The 21,088-nt window shown below is 41.8% G+C and carries 19 protein-coding genes; 16 read left to right on the forward strand and 3 right to left on the reverse strand.

Annotated features, from left to right (window positions below):
- Positions 1-99 precede the first annotated feature (99 nt).
- From MHH41_RS04635 to MHH41_RS04705, 15 genes are all read left to right on the forward strand, one after another.
- Complete coding sequence (locus tag MHH41_RS04635) at positions 100-450, forward strand: DUF5365 family protein (RefSeq protein WP_003212251.1); 351 nt, start codon at positions 100-102, stop codon at positions 448-450.
- Between the two features lie 310 nt (positions 451-760).
- Positions 761-1,426 carry an HAD family hydrolase gene (locus tag MHH41_RS04640; protein WP_050945434.1) on the forward strand — a complete coding sequence of 222 codons (666 nt, stop codon included), beginning with the start codon at positions 761-763 and terminating at the stop codon, positions 1,424-1,426.
- Between the two features lie 15 nt (positions 1,427-1,441).
- Positions 1,442-2,980: a bifunctional GNAT family N-acetyltransferase/carbon-nitrogen hydrolase family protein gene (locus tag MHH41_RS04645; protein ID WP_106032291.1), complete on the forward strand. Its 1,539-nt coding sequence runs from the start codon at positions 1,442-1,444 to the stop codon at positions 2,978-2,980.
- A 126-nt stretch (positions 2,981-3,106) separates the two neighbouring features.
- On the forward strand, positions 3,107-3,523 hold the full coding sequence (locus MHH41_RS04650; protein ID WP_050945474.1) for a VOC family protein: 417 nt from the start codon (positions 3,107-3,109) through the stop codon (positions 3,521-3,523).
- Positions 3,524-3,610: 87 nt separating this feature from the next.
- Positions 3,611-4,528, forward strand: a complete 918-nt coding sequence (locus tag MHH41_RS04655) for an AEC family transporter (RefSeq protein ID WP_003212117.1) — start codon at positions 3,611-3,613, stop codon at positions 4,526-4,528.
- 32 nt (positions 4,529-4,560) lie between these two features.
- Positions 4,561-6,153 (forward strand): PucR family transcriptional regulator, encoded by a 1,593-nt coding sequence (locus MHH41_RS04660; RefSeq protein WP_003212045.1) that lies wholly within the window; start codon positions 4,561-4,563, stop codon positions 6,151-6,153.
- Between the two features lie 256 nt (positions 6,154-6,409).
- The gene (locus tag MHH41_RS04665) at positions 6,410-7,750 is read left to right on the forward strand and encodes an aspartate aminotransferase family protein (RefSeq protein WP_340865787.1); all 1,341 of its coding nucleotides are present in this window, start codon (positions 6,410-6,412) and stop codon (positions 7,748-7,750) included.
- Positions 7,751-7,932: 182 nt separating this feature from the next.
- Positions 7,933-8,490: a glycerol-3-phosphate responsive antiterminator gene (locus MHH41_RS04670; protein WP_003212480.1), complete on the forward strand. Its 558-nt coding sequence runs from the start codon at positions 7,933-7,935 to the stop codon at positions 8,488-8,490.
- A 213-nt stretch (positions 8,491-8,703) separates the two neighbouring features.
- Complete coding sequence (locus MHH41_RS04675) at positions 8,704-9,519, forward strand: MIP/aquaporin family protein (protein WP_003211784.1); 816 nt, start codon at positions 8,704-8,706, stop codon at positions 9,517-9,519.
- Between the two features lie 15 nt (positions 9,520-9,534).
- Positions 9,535-11,031 (forward strand): glycerol kinase GlpK, encoded by a 1,497-nt coding sequence (glpK, locus tag MHH41_RS04680; protein ID WP_003212099.1) that lies wholly within the window; start codon positions 9,535-9,537, stop codon positions 11,029-11,031.
- Between the two features lie 139 nt (positions 11,032-11,170).
- Complete coding sequence (glpD, locus tag MHH41_RS04685; protein ID WP_113386892.1) at positions 11,171-12,832, forward strand: glycerol-3-phosphate dehydrogenase; 1,662 nt, start codon at positions 11,171-11,173, stop codon at positions 12,830-12,832.
- Between the two features lie 346 nt (positions 12,833-13,178).
- On the forward strand, positions 13,179-14,924 hold the full coding sequence (locus tag MHH41_RS04690) for a phospho-sugar mutase (protein ID WP_340865788.1): 1,746 nt from the start codon (positions 13,179-13,181) through the stop codon (positions 14,922-14,924).
- A 151-nt stretch (positions 14,925-15,075) separates the two neighbouring features.
- A complete protein-coding gene (locus MHH41_RS04695; protein ID WP_327840199.1) occupies positions 15,076-16,221 on the forward strand; it encodes a GAF domain-containing sensor histidine kinase in 1,146 nt (381 codons plus the stop codon).
- Entirely contained in the window at positions 16,218-16,868 is a 651-nt protein-coding gene (locus tag MHH41_RS04700) for a response regulator transcription factor (protein WP_340865789.1), read from the forward strand. Before MHH41_RS04695 ends, MHH41_RS04700 begins: the two co-directional genes overlap by 4 nt.
- A 252-nt stretch (positions 16,869-17,120) precedes the next feature.
- Positions 17,121-18,005 (forward strand): GNAT family N-acetyltransferase, encoded by an 885-nt coding sequence (locus tag MHH41_RS04705; protein WP_340865790.1) that lies wholly within the window; start codon positions 17,121-17,123, stop codon positions 18,003-18,005.
- A 35-nt stretch (positions 18,006-18,040) separates the two neighbouring features.
- Here MHH41_RS04705 and MHH41_RS04710 read toward each other — a convergent pair whose 3' ends face one another.
- Complete coding sequence (locus MHH41_RS04710) at positions 18,041-18,289, reverse strand: YhdB family protein (protein ID WP_024426598.1); 249 nt, start codon at positions 18,287-18,289, stop codon at positions 18,041-18,043.
- 128 nt (positions 18,290-18,417) lie between these two features.
- On the opposite strand from MHH41_RS04710, the gene MHH41_RS04715 reads away from it, so the two are divergent.
- On the forward strand, positions 18,418-18,801 hold the full coding sequence (locus MHH41_RS04715) for a YqzG/YhdC family protein (protein ID WP_050945424.1): 384 nt from the start codon (positions 18,418-18,420) through the stop codon (positions 18,799-18,801).
- A 40-nt stretch (positions 18,802-18,841) separates the two neighbouring features.
- Here the strand turns inward: MHH41_RS04715 and MHH41_RS04720 are convergent, their stop codons facing one another.
- Together MHH41_RS04720 and MHH41_RS04725 are read right to left on the reverse strand one after the other, a co-directional pair.
- Positions 18,842-20,317 (reverse strand): catalase, encoded by a 1,476-nt coding sequence (locus MHH41_RS04720; RefSeq protein WP_106029901.1) that lies wholly within the window; start codon positions 20,315-20,317, stop codon positions 18,842-18,844.
- Between the two features lie 159 nt (positions 20,318-20,476).
- Positions 20,477-20,908: an Rrf2 family transcriptional regulator gene (locus tag MHH41_RS04725; protein ID WP_340865791.1), complete on the reverse strand. Its 432-nt coding sequence runs from the start codon at positions 20,906-20,908 to the stop codon at positions 20,477-20,479.
- Positions 20,909-21,088: the final 180 nt, after the last annotated feature.

Here is a 21,088-nt window from a genome sequence, read left to right on the forward strand (position 1 = left end):
TCCTTTCTATGGGTATATATAGGAAACACTTACCTTGGCGAACGCCTTTTTTTCTGTGCTATTCTGAATAAAGAATAACGACAGAGAGGTAGATGTCACGTGAGATTAATGAAAGCTGCTACAGACCTGCAAGAGCAGGCAATTGAAGAAATATCAAAGGATGTTGAAGATCTTCTTTCTCATGCTGTCAATGGACAGCAGCGGGATATGCGTCAAAAAGATCGCTCCCTTACCTTTATTGATGGTGTATATAACGGGACGATGGATGATGCTTTTCGTATTTTATCGGGACTTCAGCTATTACATACCATTATTGTAAAACCGAAACGTCATCTCACCAAACGAGATCGTGAGCTATTCGAGCGAAACCGTGAGCAGGTCAACGCCTGCGGCTTTTCTTTTCCGTTTGATCTCGACGATTTTGCCAGCCGACACCTTCAAAATGCGTAAAAGATGGTGTGAACTTCCTTGTTAACTTACAGGGCCCTCGCACATACTATTTTTAAGGGAACGGAGAAACCTTTAAGATCTGTAATACCAAACCCGCTCTTTTTCAACATCGCCTATTTCTCCACGAATCGGAGCGCTTGGATCTCTTGCAGAATGAACCGAACACGGGTAGGAGCCTGACAAAACGGTGCAGGCTCCTTTTATACATAATCATTTTAGCAGACATTCATCTTTGAAAGTCAATTTTATTCACGATATGATAGCATTGAGTATATCTTTAAGACTTTTGTAAAAAAAAGGAGTGGCCTCGTTGGTAAAGGCGATTATATTTGATTTTGACGGATTAATTTTAGATACAGAAACACATGAATATGAGGTTTTACAAGAAATGTTTGCGGAGCATGAGTCAGATCTGCCTCTTTCCGTATGGGGCAAGGTCATTGGGACGCAGGCAGGCTTTAAGCCATTTGAATATTTGGAAAAGCAGCTAGGAAAGACGCTGGATCATGAGACACTCACAGCAGATCGGCGTTCTCGTTTTCAAAAAAGAATGAAGGACGAATCAGCAAGACCTGGTGTAGAAGCTTATTTAGAAGCAGCAAAGGAGCTGGGGATCAAGATTGGACTTGCTTCCAGCTCAGACTATAAATGGGTGTCTGATCACCTGAAGCAGATTGGTCTTTTCGACTATTTTGAATGTATCCGCACGTCAGATGATGTGGAAGAAGTGAAACCAAATCCAGAGCTCTATTTGCAAACCGCACACTGCTTAGGGGTAGAGCCAAAAGATTGTGTGGCATTTGAGGATTCTGTAAATGGATCAGTAGCTGCCAAACGGGCAGGTATGAAATGTGTCATCGTCCCAAACAAAGTGACGAGCACGCTGCAATTTGAAGAATATGATGTCAGATTAGAATCCATGGCTGAAATCGAATTGCTCCAGCTATTCCATCAGCTTGAAAAAGAGGATCAGTAAGGGGGCAAATACATCATGGCAGAAAAACTAGACTTAACGCGGTTTGAAAAAAGAATGGAGATCCGTAATATCCGGGAAGAGGATATTGACCGGATCATTGCCTTGCAAGAGGTATGCTTTCCAGGCATGGATCCTTGGAAACGAGAGCATCTTGAAAGCCACCTTGAGCATTTCCCAGAAGGGCAGTTTTGTGCTGAATTCGAGGGAGAAATCATTGGCTCTTGTTCAAGTTTATTAATTAACTTTGATGAATACGATGATCGCCACACGTGGCAGGACATTACAGATGATGGGTACATCACAAACCATAATCCGGATGGGATGAATATGTACGGAATCGAAGTCATGGTGAGTCCTGAATACCGACGAATGAAAATTGGACATCGCTTGTATGAAGCAAGAAAAGACTTGGCAAGAAGATTAAATTTAAAAAGCATCATCATTGGCGGGCGCATTCCGAACTATCATAAATACCAAGAGGAAATGACGCCTCGCCAGTATGTTGAGCAGGTCATGCTTCACCAAATCTATGATCCCGTTTTATCTTTTCAGCTGTTAAATGAATTTAGTCTCATGCGGATCAATCCGAATTACTTGCCTGATGATAAAGCATCCAGCACATATGCGACGTTAATGGAATGGAACAATGTCGATTATCGCCCGCAATCGAAAAGATATTTTAAATCGGCGTTCCCTGTTCGAATTTGTGTGATTCAATATGCGATGAAACAAATTCACTCCTTTGAAGAATTTATGAATCAGGTCGAGTATTATGTGGATGTTGCATCAGATGCATCAGCTGACTTTGCGGTATTCCCAGAAATTTTCACGACGCAGCTCATGTCTTATTTAGAAGAGCGGTCACCTAGTCTTGCCGTGCAGCGGATCACGGAATATACCGAGGACTACATTAATTTGTTCACAGACCTTTCTGTGAAATATAACATTAATATCATCGGCGGTTCCCACTTTGTAGAAGAAGAAGGGAAAATCTACAATATTGCCTATTTATTTAGACGTGATGGAACGATTGAAAAGCAATATAAGCTTCACATCACGCCGAATGAAAGAAAATGGTGGGGGATTTCAGCTGGTGACCAGGTCCGGGTATTTGATACGGATTGCGGCAAAATTGCGATCCAAATTTGCTACGATATTGAATTTCCTGAACTTGCACGGATCGCAGCTGACAAAGGAGCGAAAATTATTTTCACTCCGTTCTGTACAGAAGACCGCCAAGGCTATTTAAGAGTACGTTACTGTGCACAGGCGAGAGCGGTTGAAAACCAGATTTATACCGTCATCTCTGGAACAGTTGGCAACCTTCCACAAACCGAAAATATGGATGTTCAATATGCACAATCGGCTATATTTGCCCCATCAGACTTTGAATTTGCAAGAGATGGGATTGTAGGAGAGTGTAATCCAAACATTGAGATGGTTGTCGTAGGTGATGTCGATTTAGAAATTTTAAGAAGACAAAGGCAAGATGGGACCGTACGTCAGCTGAAAGACCGAAGAAGAGACGTGTACCATATTGAATATAAGAAATAATGAAGAAAAGCGCCTATCGTTGAGGCGCTTCTTTTTGATAACATATTTTTTTCAATTGCCAAAGGGATGCTGAAGAAAAAGCTGAATATACTGAAAGGAGATTATGTGTTCAAAAAGGAGAGGAACATGGGGCGACAATCTAAACATCTGTATATCAATTTGCCGGTAAATCATGTGAAGGAATCTATCGCTTTTTTTGAGCAGCTGGGTTTTGAATTTGAGCAGCAGTTCACGAATGATCAGGCGGCCTGTTTGGTCATTGATGACACGATCACCGTCATGCTGTTATCTCTTAGGCATTTTCAGTCCATTTCAGAGAAACAATTAGTGGATGCAAAAAAAGCATCAGAGGTGATCATCTCTATGCGCGTTCATTCACGAGAAGAGGTCGATGAGCTTGTCGAGCAGGCAATGGCAGCAGGCGGTTCACCGTTTAAGGAAAAGCAGGATCATGAGTTCATGTATGGATGGAGCTTTCAGGATCTTGATGGTCATTTGTGGGAAGTGTTTTATATGGATGAGGAGAGAAGCGGCCTTTCATAAGGGTGCTTCTTTTTTATTGTTTATCAATGGTATGATAATGAGGAGCAGAAGGAATCTGGAATTCAACTAAAGAAAAGTAGGTGCAGCATGGAGTTTTTACTTGTCTTACTGCCAGTGTTCGGCATATTCCTGATCGGGTATATCGGGCAGAAGGCGATTGGTTTTGACATACATACGCTCTCATCAATGTCTTTATATTTAATGTCACCATTTCTTGCGTTTGAAACCTTTTATCAAAACAAAGTGTCGATGGACTATGTGTATTTATCCATTTTTGTTGTCGGACTTTGTCTTGCACTTATTTTATGTGTCTTTATTTTATCTCGTATTTATGGGTATTCGAATGAAACGTATTGCGCCATGATTTTGTCGTCAGCTTTTATGAACAATGGAAACTATGGAACGCCTGTTGTGCTTCTTGTCTTCGGAGCAGCAGGTTTGGATATTGCGATCGTGTTGATGGTACTGCAGCAGCTTGTCATGAGTACAATCGGCATGTATTATGCAGCAAAGGGTGGAGAGGATGCGGGAGATGGAAAGGTCGTCTTGAAAAAAGTGCTGCGTATGCCAGTTGCTTATGGGGCACTCATCGGTCTATTATTTCAGCTGATTGACCTTTCATTACCTAAAGAGCTGATGACGGGTATTCAGCTTGTGGGGAATGCTGCCATTCCGACGATTATGCTTATTTTAGGTATGCAGCTTGCTGTGATTTCTTTTAAGCAAGTGGATTATCGCAATATTTCTTATGCTGTATTGCTGAAGCTGTTTATCTCCCCGCTCATTGCATTTGGCTTTACGCTTATTTTACCGGTAGATGATATGGTGAAACAAATTATGATCTTAGTGGCAGCCATGCCGACAGCAGCAAATACCACGCTGATGGCTGTACAATTTCGAACGAAGCCTGAGTTTGTCTCAAGCACGACATTTCTCAGTACAATCTTAAGTATCGTGACATTACCAGTTTTATTATGGATTTTATCCATGCACCCTCTGGGATAGGGGATAGGCGGCATACAAAGGGGGACATATGAATGAATGTAGATGTTCATTTCCAAGTGAGTGACGTGTTGAAAACGAAGCATTTTGCGCATGCAAAAGTGTTAGCAGGGGAAAAAGGATTGTTTCGGCAGGTCAAATGGATACATGTGTTAGAAGTGCCTGATGTAGAGGATTTATTAAATGGAGGCGAGCTTATATTAACGACAGCCGCAGGCTTCCATGATCAACTGGATGTGTTTCAAGCGTTTTTACGACAGCTGATTGATTCAGGGGCAGCCGGCTTGTGTATTGAATTTGTTCCGCTAAGATTCGAAGTGCCCGAAGAATTACTGACCTATGCAGAAGAGAGAGATTTTCCGCTTATTCTGTTTACAAAAGAAGTGAAGTTCGTCAACATCACGCAACATCTTCATACGATGATGATCGAGCGTCAGTATCAAATGATGGCTGATTTAGAAGCACTGTCATCAAAGCTAAATGAGCTTTTGCTGACCCCGCATCCGCAGATGGATATTTTGGATCAAGTGTATCAGCACGTAAGGGGGATACTTTTACTCCTCCCTGTTCAGGGCGAGCCGATTATTTTATGTGATTCTTCCAAACAAACCGAAGAACTGGTCATGAATTATTTGCAGTTTGCTTCCGTGCCAAAAGGATACGAAGTGACACAAAAACAAGTGCTTGCGCTCAAACAAACATTTGCAGATCTTGTGCTCATTCATCAAGCGGACACGCTCTCTGAATTCGAACTGCTTGTAATGGATAAAGGAGCCAATGCTCTAGCCCAGCAAACATTAAGAGAGCTTTATACAGAAGAGCTGAAGAAGACAAAAGAAAATGAATGGCTGCAAAAATGGTTTCAAGAAGAGCATACAGAACAAGAGATTATAGAGCACCTAGAAGAAACAGAAGGGGTGAAAAAGCCAACTGGCTGCGTAGTCTTGCTCTTTCAAAAACATCATCAAATTGAAAAAATCACAGGGAATCTTTACTTTCTTGTCTCTTGCCGCTCCATTTTTCAGCGTGCGGGTTTCCATCTGATTGCATATGAGCATCAAGAACAAACCTTGTTTATTTTATTAAACACGAGAAAGAAAGAGGACTGGAAAGAGCGTGCAGAAAAGGCTGCAAACGACATCAAACAATTGTATGACCGGGAGCAGCCCCGAGGGGCCGAGATCAATTTTGGTATCGGGCAATATTGTGAAAAATTTCAGCACATGAGAAAAAGCTTTCAAGCAGCCAAAGAAGTGCTGCATTTAAAAAAAGTGATGCCTCATCGGGTGGAAAGTCCATTTTACCAAGATCTACATATGCTCCGTCTCATGCCTATGATGAAGGAAAGCGGTCTGCTTGAATGTATGGTGAAAGAGTATTTAGAGCCCGTGATTGTATACGATAATCAAAATAGCGGGAGACTCTATCAAACGCTAAATATCTTTTTACAGACAAACGGTTCTAAAAAAGAAACCGCAAGCCAGCTCTATATTGTTAGGCAAACCCTCTATCATAGACTGGATAAACTGCATGCCTTGCTCGGTGAGGATATGATGCAGGCGCCGAAACGACAGGCGCTTGAATTTGCGATTCTTGCCTATGAATTCCTGCAAGGAAATCGACGTTAGCAGAGTGTGCTCCATTTTGCCAAGGCATCAAGAAAAGTGTCTTATGCTGGTGCTCAATCAGTTGACGATCTGTCTAATGTAATCGGCCTGACCCCTTTTTTATAATGAAAGTAACGGATTGGTTCTCTATTACGGGCGGCCTGGTTCCAGTTTCATATGCCTCACGTTTCATCCATATAATGAATGGAGAGGCAATGTGCTGCTGAATTGGTCTAAGCTTCTTTAATGATGAAAACGGATACATGGGGGCGGGAAGATGAAAATACATGAGCAGGCTCAAAATCTTCAGGCAAAAGATGATCAGTTGATCTGGCATCATATGAAAGGAACAAACAAGGAAAATGAAAGTATGGTCATTCACGAGGCAGAAGGCGCATGGGTGACAGATATTCATGGAAATCGTTATTTAGACGGGATGTCAGGCCTTTGGTGTGTAAATGCCGGATATGGCCGGAAAGAGCTTGCAGAAGCGGCGTATAAGCAATTAAAGACAATGCCTTACTATCCGCTTACACAAAGCCACGTGCCGGCGATTCAGCTGGCTGAAAAGCTAAATGAGTGGCTTGGCGGGGACTATGTCATCTTCTTTTCTAACAGCGGCTCTGAAGCCAATGAAGCTGCATTTAAAATGGCCAAACAATATCATACGCAAAAAGGAGAAAGTACTAGGACAAAGTTTATCTCCCGGTACCGGTCGTATCACGGCAATACAGCAGCGGCTCTTGCCGCAACCGGTCAAGCGCAGCGTAAATATAAATATGAACCATTAGGTCAGGGCTTTATTCATGTCGCACCGCCTGATGTGTATCGTCATCCTGAGGATCAAGAGAATCTGGCAAGTGCTATGGCAATAGATCAGGCCATGACGTGGGAACTAAGTGAGACGATAGCTGGGGTCATTATGGAGCCGATCATTACGGGCGGAGGTATCCTAATGCCGCCAAAAGGGTATTTGAAGAAGGTCAAAGACATCTGTGAAGCCCATGGAGCGCTTCTCATTGTAGATGAGGTCATCTGCGGATTTGGCCGGACAGGGAAGCGGTTTGGTTTTATGCATGAGGAAGTAGAGCCGGATATTATCACCATGGCAAAAGGGATCACAAGCGGTTATTTACCGCTTTCTGCAACGTGCGTGAAACGAGAAATCTATGAAGCCTATGCAGGAGAAGATACGTATGACAGGCTGCGTCATGTGAATACATTTGGCGGTCACCCTGCTTCCTGTGCGGTGGCACTTGCCAACCTAGAGATTATGGAAAACGAGCAACTAGTGGAACGGTCCGAGACGCTCGGCCGGGATATGCTTGAACGTTTGCAAGAGTTAAAAGAACACCCTTTTGTCGGAGATGTCAGAGGAAAAGGATTGCTGTTTGGCATTGAGCTTGTTCAGGATCAACAATCCAAAAAACCAGCTGAGCCACATGTCGTCGGTCAATTGATTGCTGAATGTAAAAAACGCGGACTAATCATCGGGAAAAATGGGGATACAGTGGCCGGCTATAATAACGTTGCCCAGCTTGCACCGCCGCTTAATATAACAGATGATGACGCCTCATTTATCATCAATACCTTAAAAGAAAGCATGGCACAGCTATAGCAGAGAGACTTCTCTGCTTTTTTTATGGAATAAAAGTTTGCTTTCCATCATTTTGAGCTAGTTCTCTGAAGATGATGTGAGATGAAATCGGTATTGGGCACACTAGGTGTATTGAAAAATAGAAGAGTTTCAATTACTGTTAGGAGAAGACTGATTCAATACACTTTTGAAGGAGACGGCTTATGAGTTTTCATGATCAACCCATTTTACCTGCTGTACGCAATATGAAGCAATTTGAGGAATTTTTAAAAAGTCCATTTACATATGGTGTTTTACTTGATGTTCATTTAGGCCGGCTTAAGGGAATCATGAATGAGGCAAATGCTCATCACAAAAAAATGTTTGTCCATGTTGATCTCATTCACGGGATTAAACATGATGAGTATGGAACGGAATTTATTTGTCAGGAAATGAAGCCAGCAGGAATTATTTCTACTAGGTCTTCTGTCATAGTAAAAGCCAAGCAAAAAAAGGTATATGCCATTCAGCGAATGTTTTTACTTGATACGAGTGCCATGGAAAAAAGCATGGAGTTCGTCGGGAAACATCGTCCAGATTTTATTGAAGTATTGCCGGGCGTCGTGCCAGATTTAATTACAGAAGTGCGCGAGCGAACTGGGATCCCGATTTTTGCAGGCGGATTTATCCGTACAAAAGAAGATGTAGAAAGAGCGCTTGAAGCAGGGGCTACAGCAGTGACGACCTCAAATACCACCCTTTGGAAAGCGTTCCAAAAGTGAAAAGATAAAATGTGAATATTTATTGACAACGTTTTCATCCTCTGATACTATAGCACTAAGTTAATATCATGTGATGGAGAAATGGAGATCCACAACAACGCTTTACTAGGTGACAAATGACCCTAATGTAAAGTATGTTTGTTGTGGATCTTTTTCTTTATCTTTTCTACACATTCATAGGGGATGGCAACTGAACCAGAGGAGGAATTTTTCATGACACCATTTTGGGGAGAAGTCGTAGGTACAATGCTGCTCATTATTTTTGGAGGCGGTGTGTGTGCGGCAGTTAATTTAAAGAAATCACTCGCATATCAATCCGGCTGGATTGTAATCGCTTTCGGGTGGGGATTTGCAGTAGCCATTGCAGCATATGCAACTGGTGGAATTAGTGGAGCTCATTTAAACCCTGCACTCACAATTGGGCTTGCGTTAGAAGGAAGTTTTCCTTGGGCTGATGTTCCAATGTATATTGTTGGTCAAATGCTTGGCGCATTAATAGGGGCTACTATTGTCTTTTTACATTACTTACCGCACTGGAAAGCAACAGATGATCCAGGTGCAAAGCTAGGTGTATTCTCTACTGGTCCTGCGATTCCGCATACTTTTGCAAACGTACTTAGTGAAGTCATCGGTACATTTGTATTGGTTCTAGGAATTTTAGCGATTGGTGCAAATAAATTTGCAGACGGAGTCAATCCGCTGATTGTTGGTTTCTTAATTGTTGCAATTGGTCTTTCTTTAGGTGGAACAACTGGTTATGCAATTAACCCTGCACGTGATTTAGGTCCGAGAATCGCACATGCGATCTTGCCGATTCCAGGGAAAGGCCCATCGAATTGGAAGTATGCTTGGGTGCCAGTCGTTGGTCCAATTTTAGGCGGCGCATTTGGCGGTGTTTTCTACAATGCAGCCTTTAAAGCGAACGTCACTCCAGCCTTTTGGATTGTAAGCGTTATTTTAGTTGTGGTATTGTTAGGACTCTATATCACTACGAAAAACCAAACAAATGCTGTAAATGAAAGTATGTAAGGGGAGGAAAACATCATGACAAAAGAAAAATATATTCTTGCACTAGATCAAGGGACAACAAGCACAAGAGCGATCTTATTTGATCAAGAAGGCAAAATTGCACATACAACTCAGAAGGAATTTAATCAATATTTTCCGAACCCAGGCTGGGTAGAACACAATGCAAATGAAATTTGGAGCTCTGTTCTATCGGTCATTTCAACTGCTTTAATTGAATCAGGAATTGAAGCAGACCAAATCGCTGGTATCGGAATTACGAACCAACGTGAGACAGCGGTTGTTTGGGATAAACATACAGGCGCACCTATTTACAATGCAATTGTTTGGCAGTCAAGACAAACATCTGGCATTTGTGAAGAGTTAAAAGAACAAGGACACAATGAAACGTTTAGAAATAAAACAGGTCTTCTTATTGATGCTTATTTCTCAGGTACAAAGGTAAAATGGATCTTAGACAATGTTGAAGGTGCCCGTGAGAAAGCAGAAAATGGCGACTTACTGTTTGGCACAATCGATACTTGGCTTATTTGGAAGATGACAGGCGGTAAATCACACGTCACAGATTACTCCAATGCGTCAAGAACATTAATGTTCAACATTTACGATCTGAAATGGGATGAAGAATTACTTGATATCCTTGGCGTACCGGCTTCTATGCTTCCAGAGGTGAAACCATCTTCACACATTTATGGTGAAACAACTGACTATCACTTCTTCGGCAGAAATATTCCGATTGCAGGAGCGGCGGGAGATCAGCAGGCTGCTTTATTCGGTCAGGCTTGCTTTGAAGAAGGAATGGCGAAGAACACATATGGTACAGGATGTTTCATGTTGATGAATACAGGGGAAAAAGCCATTAAGTCGGATCATGGTTTATTAACGACGATTGCATGGGGCATTGACGGCAAAGTTGAATATGCTTTAGAAGGAAGTATTTTCGTTGCTGGCTCAGCGATTCAATGGCTGCGTGATGGACTCAGAATGTTTAAAGACTCGAAAGACAGCGAAGCTTATGCAGAGCGCGTTGAGTCAACAGATGGCGTATACGTCGTTCCTGCATTCGTTGGTCTAGGCACACCATACTGGGATAGTGATGTCAGAGGCGCTGTATTCGGGTTAACACGTGGTACTTCTAAAGAGCACTTTGTCCGTGCAACGTTAGAATCACTTGCTTATCAAACGAAAGATGTGTTAGATGCGATGGAAAAGGATTCAAATATTTCATTAAAAACATTGCGTGTGGATGGCGGAGCTGTAAAGAATGATTTCTTAATGGGCTTCCAAAGTGATTTACTGGATGTGCCTGTAGAGCGTCCAGAAATTAATGAAACGACGGCACTCGGTGCGGCCTATCTTGCGGGAATAGCAGTTGGCTTCTGGAACGACCGTTCAGACATTGCAAAACAGTGGAACCTTGACAAGCGCTTTGAACCTAAGATGGAGGAAGGCAGCCGTGACTCGTTATATAGCGGGTGGAAAAAGGCTGTAAAAGCAGCTCAAGCTTTCAAATAAACCAAAAGTATGATATACTTCAATTAAGTTAATAGAACGGTTGGAGAACTGGAGAGACCGCAGGCACCGAAGTGTAGAAATACGCTTTGGGTGTTTGCGGTCTCTTTTTCTTTACCGTACAACATGGGAGGAACAAGAGATGACTTTTTCTAGCTTAGAAAGAGAACAAATGCTGCAGGAAATGACAAAAAAACCATATGATGTGTTTATCATTGGTGGGGGTATTACAGGCGCGGGTACAGCACTTGATGCGGCTTCACGCGGAATGCGCGTCGGTCTTGCAGAAATGCAGGATTTCGCAGCAGGTACATCTAGCCGCTCAACGAAACTAGTGCACGGTGGACTTCGTTATTTAAAACAATTTGAAGTAAAAATGGTCGCAGAGGTCGGTAAAGAGCGTGCCATTGTATACGAAAACGGTCCTCATGTAACAACACCAGAATGGATGCTTCTTCCGATGCATAAAGGCGGGACATTCGGTAAGTTTTCAACATCCATTGGGCTTAGAGTGTATGACTTTTTAGCTGGCGTCAAGCATAGCGAACGCAGAAGCATGCTGAGCGCGAAGGAAACACTTGCAAAAGAACCGCTTGTGAAAAAGGACGGCTTAAAAGGCGGCGGCTACTATGTTGAATACCGTACGGACGATGCACGCCTCACAATTGAAGTCATGAAAGAGGCTGTGAAATTCGGAGCAGAAGCGGTCAACTATGCGAAAGTAAAAGAATTTATTTATGATAAAGGCAAAGTTGTCGGTGTTGTCATTGAAGATGTCATGACGCAGAAAACATACGATGTATATGCGAAGAAAATCGTCAATGCGACAGGTCCGTGGGTCGATCAACTAAGAGACAAGGATCACTCAAAAGAAGGGAAGCACTTACAGCATACAAAAGGTATTCACTTAGTATTCGACCAATCAGTCTTCCCATTAAAACAAGCGATCTACTTTGACACACCTGATAAACGGATGGTCTTTGCGATTCCAAGAGAAGGCAAAACGTACGTTGGTACAACAGATACAGTGTACAAAAAGCAGCTGGAACATCCGCGTATGACAAAAGCAGATCGTGATTATGTCATCAATGCGATTCAATACATGTTCCCTGATCTCAATATTACAGAAAAAGATGTTGAATCTAACTGGGCTGGTCTTCGTCCACTCATTCATGAAGAGGGCAAAGACCCTTCAGAAATTTCTCGTAAGGATGAAGTATGGACATCATCTTCAGGCTTAATCACCATTGCTGGCGGTAAATTAACAGGCTACCGCAAAATGGCTGAGCATATTGTGAATCTTGTACGTGATGGACTAAAAGAAGAAACAGGCAAAGACTTTGGACCATGTAAAACAAAGCACATGCCAATTTCAGGCGGTCATGTAGGCGGATCTAAAAATATGGCTTCCTTTGTCCAAGCGAAAACAGCAGAAGGTGCATCTGTTGGTTTAACAGAACCGATTGCTCAAAAACTTGCCGAAAAATATGGCTCAAACGTCAGCAGTCTCTTCAAGCGTGTAGAGCAGCTTCAAGGTGAAGCAGACAAACGAAACATTCCAGCGTATGTACTCGCAGAGCTTGTCTATGCAATCGAAGAAGAATTAGCTGTTACTCCTGTCGATTTCTTCTTAAGAAGAACAGGAAGCCTACTATTTAATATCAACTGGGCAAAAAAATATGCACAGCCTGTCGCTGATTATATGGCAGAGCGTTTTGGCTGGGATGAAGCAGTAAAACAGAAGCATCAAACAGAACTAGATCAACTATTCCATGAAGCAGTTGTACCGCTTGATGCTGAATAAAAGAAAAGCAGATCATGCATCGGCTTTTCAGCGTGTAGACAAACCCTCGCATTCTTTGTCAGGTCTTGTGCGCCGGTGCTCACGAATGTCAAATTCGCTCCGCTCCGGTGCTCGTCCTTTCTAGACTTCAAGGGTTTTCAGACTACGCTGAAAGGAAGACAAAGAACTAAAATGAAGATCATTTTAGCCCTTTGTCAGCAATAAGTAAAAGCCGATCATGCATCGGCTTTTTTATTTGTTCAGCATTTTCTTCATCTCCCAATGATATAGCATGACATAAAGGATGATTCCATATAAAATAGCAGTAGAGGTTATTTTATTGATGATAAGAGCTGGGAGGACGACCATGAGTTGGAAGACGAATTATGAGCGATGGATCAATGAGAAGCACCTGGATACTGAGCTAAGGGAATGGCTGGAGGCACATCAAGATAATCAACAAGCACTTGAAGACTGTTTCTACAAAAACCTTGAGTTCGGTACTGGAGGAATGCGCGGGGAGATTGGTGCTGGTACGAACCGAATGAATGTGTACACGGTTCGTAAAGCATCTGCAGGTCTTGCTGCGTATATTGCGAAACATGGAGAGGATGCAAAAAGAAGAGGCGTCGCCATTGCATATGATTCACGCCATAAATCGCCTGAATTTGCGATGGAAGCAGCCAAAACACTTGCCTCGCAGGGCATCCAAACATACGTGTTTGACGAACTGCGTCCAACACCGGAGCTTTCCTTTGCTGTTCGAGAGCTGAATGCATTTGCTGGGATTGTCGTAACAGCAAGTCATAATCCACCAGAATATAATGGCTATAAAGTATATGGAGAAGACGGCGGACAGCTGCCGCCACTTCAAGCAGATCAAGTCATTCAAGAAGTAGATGCAATAGAAAATGAACTGTCGATTTCAGTTGATTCAGAAGAAACGTTAAAACAACAAGGGCTGATCAACATGATCGGAGCAGAAATCGATCATGCTTATATTGAAAAATTAAAAACCATCAGTGTGCACCCTGAGCTGGCAGATGAGGTCGATGTCAAAGTCGTTTTCACACCGCTTCATGGTACGGCCAACGAGCCTGTCCGAAAAGGGCTTCAAGCTTTAGGCTATCAGCATGTAACCGTTGTACCTGAACAGGAAAGACCAGATCCACAATTTTCAACAGTGACATCGCCAAATCCAGAGGAGCATGCAGCATTTGAGTATGCGATCGAGCTTGGCGAAAAGCAGAATGCCGATATCCTCATTGCAACAGACCCAGATGCGGATAGGCTAGGTATTGCGGTCAGAGATCAAGATGGAAAGTTTACCGTCTTAACAGGCAACCAAACAGGAGCTCTATTGCTCCATTATTTATTGTCTGAAAAACAAAAGCTTGGTCAGCTGCCGCCTCGTCCCGTTGTGATGAAAACGATTGTCACAAGTGAGCTTGGGCGTGCTGTTGCTTCAGCATTTGGTGCCCATACGATTGACACGCTTACTGGTTTTAAATTTATCGGTGAAAAAATCAAGCAATTCGAAGAGAGCGGAGAATACACGTTTCAATTCGGGTACGAAGAAAGCTATGGCTATTTGATCGGTGACTTTGCTCGAGATAAAGATGCGGTGCAAGCAGCGCTGTTAGCTGTCGAAGTCGCTGCTTTCTATAAAAAACAAGGCAAGTCCTTGTACGATGCGCTAGTTGATATTTTCAAGGAGTTTGGATTTTACCGAGAAGGGTTAAAGTCGTTAACCTTAAAAGGAAAAGAAGGAGCAGAGCAAATTTTAGCGATCCTTCATACCTTTAGAACAAATCCGCCAGCTGCTATCGCGGGTCAGCGCATCACTGTCATCGAGGATTACCAATCAAGTCAAAGATATCTGATTGCCGAAAAGAAAGAAGAAACCATTCACCTTCCAGCATCAAACGTGCTGAAATATTTCCTTGAGGATGGTTCGTGGTTCTGCTTAAGACCTTCCGGAACTGAGCCTAAAGTGAAATTTTATATTGCTGTCAAAGGTACATCGTTAACAGATAGCGAAGAAAAGCTGAAGCATTTGTCAGAAGAAGTGATGAAAGTCGTTTATGAAATTGTGGAAGAAACAGCTAAATAAACAAACAAGGCCATTGTGTGAATACATGATGGCTTTTTCTCCATCAAAAGGATGAGAAAAAATCATCCTTTTAGCGAAAGAACCGGCAGAATGCTCATGATATAATGAGCGTAATGAAAAGAGAAGGCAGCAAATGCCGGGGGTAAACAGTATGGGAGAATATCAAGAGAAGGTTGAAACATTAAAAACGCTAAAAGAAATTGCTGAAAAGCTAAATGAAGGCTTGGAAATAAAAGATACGCTTCATGAAGTGCTCCATATGCTGATGGATGTCACAGGCTTTCATTCCGCATGGATTTATTTTATAGAAAAAGACGGCTCGTACGAACTGATGGCAGAGGTCTCCTTACCAGAAGCGCTGGCAAAGCATCAAAAGCAGCTCATGTGTCAAAACGATTGCTATTGCATCAATCGATACACAAAGGGCTCACTCCAATCAGCCACAAACATTATGAATTGTAAACGCATCGAAACGGCGGTTAAAAAGCAGCTTGGGGACACTGAAGGAATTACACATCATGCGACGGTTCCCCTTAAAGCATGTAAGCGTACGTTCGGGTTATTGAATGTGGCGGCAAAAGGAAAAGTCACATTTACGCAAGAAGAATTGAACTTGCTTGAAAGCATTGCGCTTCAAATTGGTACCGCCATTCAACGGATGAAGCTTGTGCAAAACGAACATCAGCATGCTCTTTTGGAAGAAAGAAACCGGCTTGCACAGGACTTACATGATTCCGTTAACCAAATGTTATTTTCAGTCAGCCTGACTGCTAAAGCCGCCCGTCAAATGACAAACGATCAGAATCTAGGGGAAATGATTGATTTTATTCAGCATTTGTCACAAGATGCACTGGTTGAAATGCGGTCACTCATTTGGCAGCTAAGGCCAAGAGGACTTGAAAAAGGATTCACAACAGGGATTCAAGAGTATGCAAAACTTTTAGGATTACGCTGTACATTATCGTTATCAGGTTGTATGGAGATGGATCATACTCAGCATGAAACGTTGTTTCGGGTATGCCAAGAAGCGCTGAATAATTGTCAAAAACATGCGGAAGTAGAGGAAGTTAAAGTCCAGCTGGAACAATCAAAAGACACGTTTGAGATGAAAATCATCGACCACGGTAAAGGGTTTCAGTATGACGAGCAAATGAGCCTCCCTTCACTTGGTCTGAAAGGGATGTCTGACCGTATCAAAAGAGTAGGTGGAACATTTTGTATAGAGTCTGAGCTCGGTAAAGGGACCACTATTCAAGTGAAGGTGCCATTTTCTCAAGAAAGGAAGGGGTCGTCATGAGAGTTGTCATTGCAGATGATCATCATATTGTGAGAAAAGGGCTTGTGTTTTTCCTCCAGACACAGCCTGACGTCGAAATTGTTGGTGAGGCTTCTAATGGAGAAGAAGCATTAGAAATTGTCAGACAAACGCGGCCTGACATCGTTCTCATGGATTTATCGATGCCTGTAATGAATGGCATTGAGGCAACGAAACAAATGACGCTGGAAATGCCTGATACCCGCATTGTGATCCTGACAAGTTATGCGGATAAAGATTATGTTATTCCCGCCATTCAAGCAGGGGCAAAAGCCTATCAGCTCAAGGATGTAGCGCCAGAAAAACTTCTTACGACAATGATTGACGTACAAAAGGGCACCTATCAATTAGATAGTCATATCACCAATTTTCTTGTGCAGCATTTGACTGAGCCAAAAGAGCAAAAATGGGAGTTAATGAAAGAGCTGACCAATAGAGAGCGAGATGTCTTATTCGAAATTGCAAAGGGGAAAAGCAATAAAGAAATTGCCTCATCCTTGTTTATTTCTGAAAAAACTGTCAAAACGCACGTATCTCATGTATTATCAAAACTAGAGCTGGCAGATCGTACCCAAGCGGCTCTGTATGCAGTGGATTATCAAAAAAGTCAGCCTAAAGAGCTGCTATAATAGAAGGGAATTTAGTCGTTATGCTAAAACTTTTAAGCGCACATTCAGTTCAATGAATTGAATAAAAAGAGCACGGTTGTTGGTTTATTTGACGTGCCCTTTTGCGTGAAAAGAGAAGCATGTTCAGTCTAATTTCTAAAAGTAGAACGATAAAAGACTTGATGAGTATATGCTCATCAAGTCTTTTTTTTATTTTGAAGGAGGTGATAAACCGGCTGACTAAAGGTGAAATGATAAAAGGAGGAAATGAGCATGGAGACATATGAATTAGTGAGTGATTATCGCCATAATGAAAAATTGAAAGAAAGCTTTAATAAGCTAGCGATCAATACATTTGATTTGGATTTTAGTGACTGGTACAAAAGAGGGTATTGGGATAAAAAATATATTCCTTATTCCTTTGTCCATCACGGGAAAGTGATCTCAAACGCTTCCGTATACCTCATGTCACTGATCATTGATGGAAAAACGTATCGAGCTGTTCAAATTGGCACGGTGATGACGGATCAAGCCTATTGCCATAAAGGATTAGCGACAAAGTTAATGGAGCATATTATGGATACGTACGAACATGATTGTGATTTGATTTTTCTTTTTGCCAATGAAACTGTACTGGATTTTTATCCAAAATTCGGCTTTACACGGTACCACGAAAGTGAGTTTAGTCTAGATATCAGCAAAAGCGCCATTCATATAAAAAAGGACATGCGTCTCAAGCAGCTGACATTGGAACATGACCTGCCATTACTTGAACAGTTCGCAGAAAAACGCCAAACGGGCTCAAAGAAATTAGACGCTAAGCATCATGGCAGCTTATTGATGTTTTATTTTACATTGGTTTGGCCGGATGCCCTTTTCTATATTGAAGCGTTGGATACGATTGTTCTGATGAATGAAGAAAATGAAACCATACATGTCTTTGATATCATTTCTCTCGAGCCACAAAATATAGAGGAAGTTGTTGCACATATTGTGAATGAAACGACGGAAAAAGTGATGTTCTATTTTACACCTGATACGTCAATTGACGGCTTACACTCGGTGAAGGCACCAAATGACGAGGATGCGCTGTTTGTTTATACAAAACAAGATTGGGTAAAAGGCCACTTTATGCTTCCAATCACTGCGCACTGCTAAATGTATGTAAAAAGGCTGATAATCAGCCTTTTTCTTTATGTGTACATCGGTTGTGAATAAACTTCAGAAGCAGCGGCCTCTGAAGCATGGTCAATGTACTGCAGGAGCCCATATAAACATTTTTCAACATCAGCATCGTTCCGGTTAAATTGATACGCGTGTAAGAAATGCTCAATACGTTTAGAGAGCAAGTCATCTTGCGTACGTACCATAAGAATAAGTAAATTATCCCATTGCGAGCGATGCGTATAATAAAGTGCTTTATCATAATCCGCCACATTCATCAAACCTTCTCCTTTCCCTTGAGAAGTCCTCATTAGTTTGCTCGGAACATATCGACATTTTCAGGGGAAAAGTTGGTGTCCGCATCAATCGTGTACCGGGAATTATAGGCTGAATAAATGCTTCATGTATGAAAATGGATCGATCAGCACAACATAAACAAAATATACATGAAAGTGAGATCAATGATATCATGCAGCCGAAATGGTGGGTGCCTTTTGCAGCGGGAATGGTTTTGTTTGGCAGTTTCATGATCCATCCTGCAACAAATGCAGCGATGCAGCCTGTTGAAAATTGGGAAAGACTTGCGTACACAGCGTTGCAAGAGGAATATGAAGGTGCCGTTTTAAACGATTATCAATATATCGGGCGTACACAAGTAAATGAAGATCAGACAAAGGATGTCTTTCGCGTCACCGTGAAGGAAGGCTCAACGCTTTTTGCTGCGCATGCAGAAATCTATTTTCACCCGGTGACCGGTCATTTGATTAGTATTAACGTATTCCGGTTATAAAAAAAGCACCTCTTTATTAGAGGTGCCCTTTCCGGATCAATTATTTCATGCTTCCTTGAAGGTATGAGCGGATATCCACACCAAGTGAATCGGCTAATCGTTGTCCGTAGTCTTCATCTGCACGATAGAAGTTGCAGATCGCAAGTAATTTTGTTTTGTCATTTACATCTTTCAGGTCAGCTGTTAGGTTTTTGATCAATGCTTGTTTCTCTTCTTCTGAATAGCTTCGATATTTTTCCCCAGCTTGTTTGAAATCGTTTGGTTTTTCGATTTTTTGTCTCACCATACGATCACCGTGAAGAACTTGTTCACTTTCTTTGTAGTGAGGATTTTCTTTTGGCTGATCATCGTAACGGTTTGGTTCATAGTTAATATGACCGCTTGGACGAGTCGTTGTCATAAAGCCATCCTGCTGATTATTGTGTACAGGTGCATAAGGACAGTTCACCGGAATGCGCATATAGTTGGCACCAAGACGATGACGCTGCGTATCTGGATAAGAGAATAGACGACCTTGAAGCAATTTATCTTCAGATGCTTCAATTCCTGGAACAAGTGCACTTGGTGTGAAAGCAGCTTGCTCTGTTTCAGCAAAGAAGTTCTCAGGATTGCGGTTCAGTGTCATGCGTCCTACTTTTTGAAGCGGGTAATCTTCTTCGCTCCATGTCTTTGTTGGATCACATGGATCATAATCAAGATCATCATAATCGCTAAGCGGCATCAACTGGACATATAAGTCCCATGCTGGGTAGTTGCTATTTTCAATGCGGTCATATAAGTCTCTTGTCGCATGCTGGAAATCATTCGCTTGGGTTTCTGCTGCTTCTTCCATAGATAAATTACGAATACCTTCTGAAGGTCTCCAGTGATATTTCACATATTTTGTTTCACCATATTTGTTGACCCATCTAAATGTATGCACACCAGAACCGCGCATTTCAGCGTAGCTCGCAGGGATTCCTTCATCAGAGAAGAGCCATGTGAGCATATGAGTGGATTCAGGTGTTAAGGTCATAAAATCCCAATAACGGTCAGGATCTTGGATATTGGTTACAGGATCTGGCTTGAGAGAGTGAACCATATCAGGGAATTTCAATGCATCACGTATAAAGAAGATCGGCAAGTTGTTACCAACTAGATCATAGTTGCCTTCTTCTGTGTAAAATTTGACAGCAAAGCCGCGCGGATCACGCAATGTTTCAGGTGAACCTTTAGGATGAATAACTGTTGAGAAGCGAACAAAAACATCTGTCTGTTTTCCTTCTTCACTTAAGAAGGCTGCTTTTGTATGTTTCTCCATACTATTTTCAACTTCAAACACACCATAAGCGCCGGCGCCTCTCGCATGAACAACACGCTCTGGAATACGTTCACGATCGAAGTGTGCAAGTTTTTCAATCAAATGGTAATCATCAAGAAATGTAGGTCCGCGGTGACCAGCTGTTCTTGAGTTTTGGTTATCGCCAACAGGTACGCCTTGGTTCGTTGTCAAATTTTTATGATTTGAATTTGTCATTCTTTTCTCCTCCTGTAAACAAAAAAATGGTTTCTAGCAATCTATATACCCTAATTATATTGAATCAAACATGATAGTCAATATCTATTTATAATAATTTTAAATTAATTATTATTACAAGAAGGTAAAGAAAAAGACGAAAGAATAGAATTCTTTCGCCTAAAGGAGGAGCTCTCTAAGAGCATCTTTGTTTTGAGTTAAGTCTTTTAATGTGTATTGGTCAAGAACGCGCAAGTAAGCAGTAAGTGCTTCATGAAGTACATGCTTTAATGAACAAATCGGGGAAATGATACAGTTGTTTTTCCTTGGATCAAAGCATTCAACCATGACTAAATCATCCTCTGTATAACGGACAACCTCTCCAATGTTAATGCTTTCTGGGCTTTTCCCAAGCCTAATTCCGCCATTTCTTCCACGGATCGTTTCAACATAGCCGCGTTTTCCAAGATGATAAATCACCTTTGTCAGATGATTTTTAGAGATGCCATAAACATCGGCGATCTGTTGAATATTTGACAGTTCATTGTTCTCTCTTGATGCTAAATAAATGAGTACTCTTAATGAGAAATCTGTATAATTCGTTAGTTTCATTTTGACGACCTCTAAACCTGATAGAGTTTTGTATCATCGTAACACATTTTAGACAAAAACTGTTCGAGAAAGTGTTAAATGTGTCAACATTTAAAACATGTATTATAAATATTGCTTTTATAAGCTGTCATCCGTTACGATAAAGATGTATTTAAAATACATCTTTTGAAAGAAGGAATG

Origin of the sequence: Bacillus sp. FSL K6-1145 (genome assembly GCF_038003425.1) — a bacterium.
GTDB classification, from domain to species: Bacteria; Bacillota; Bacilli; order Bacillales; family Bacillaceae; genus Bacillus; species Bacillus pumilus.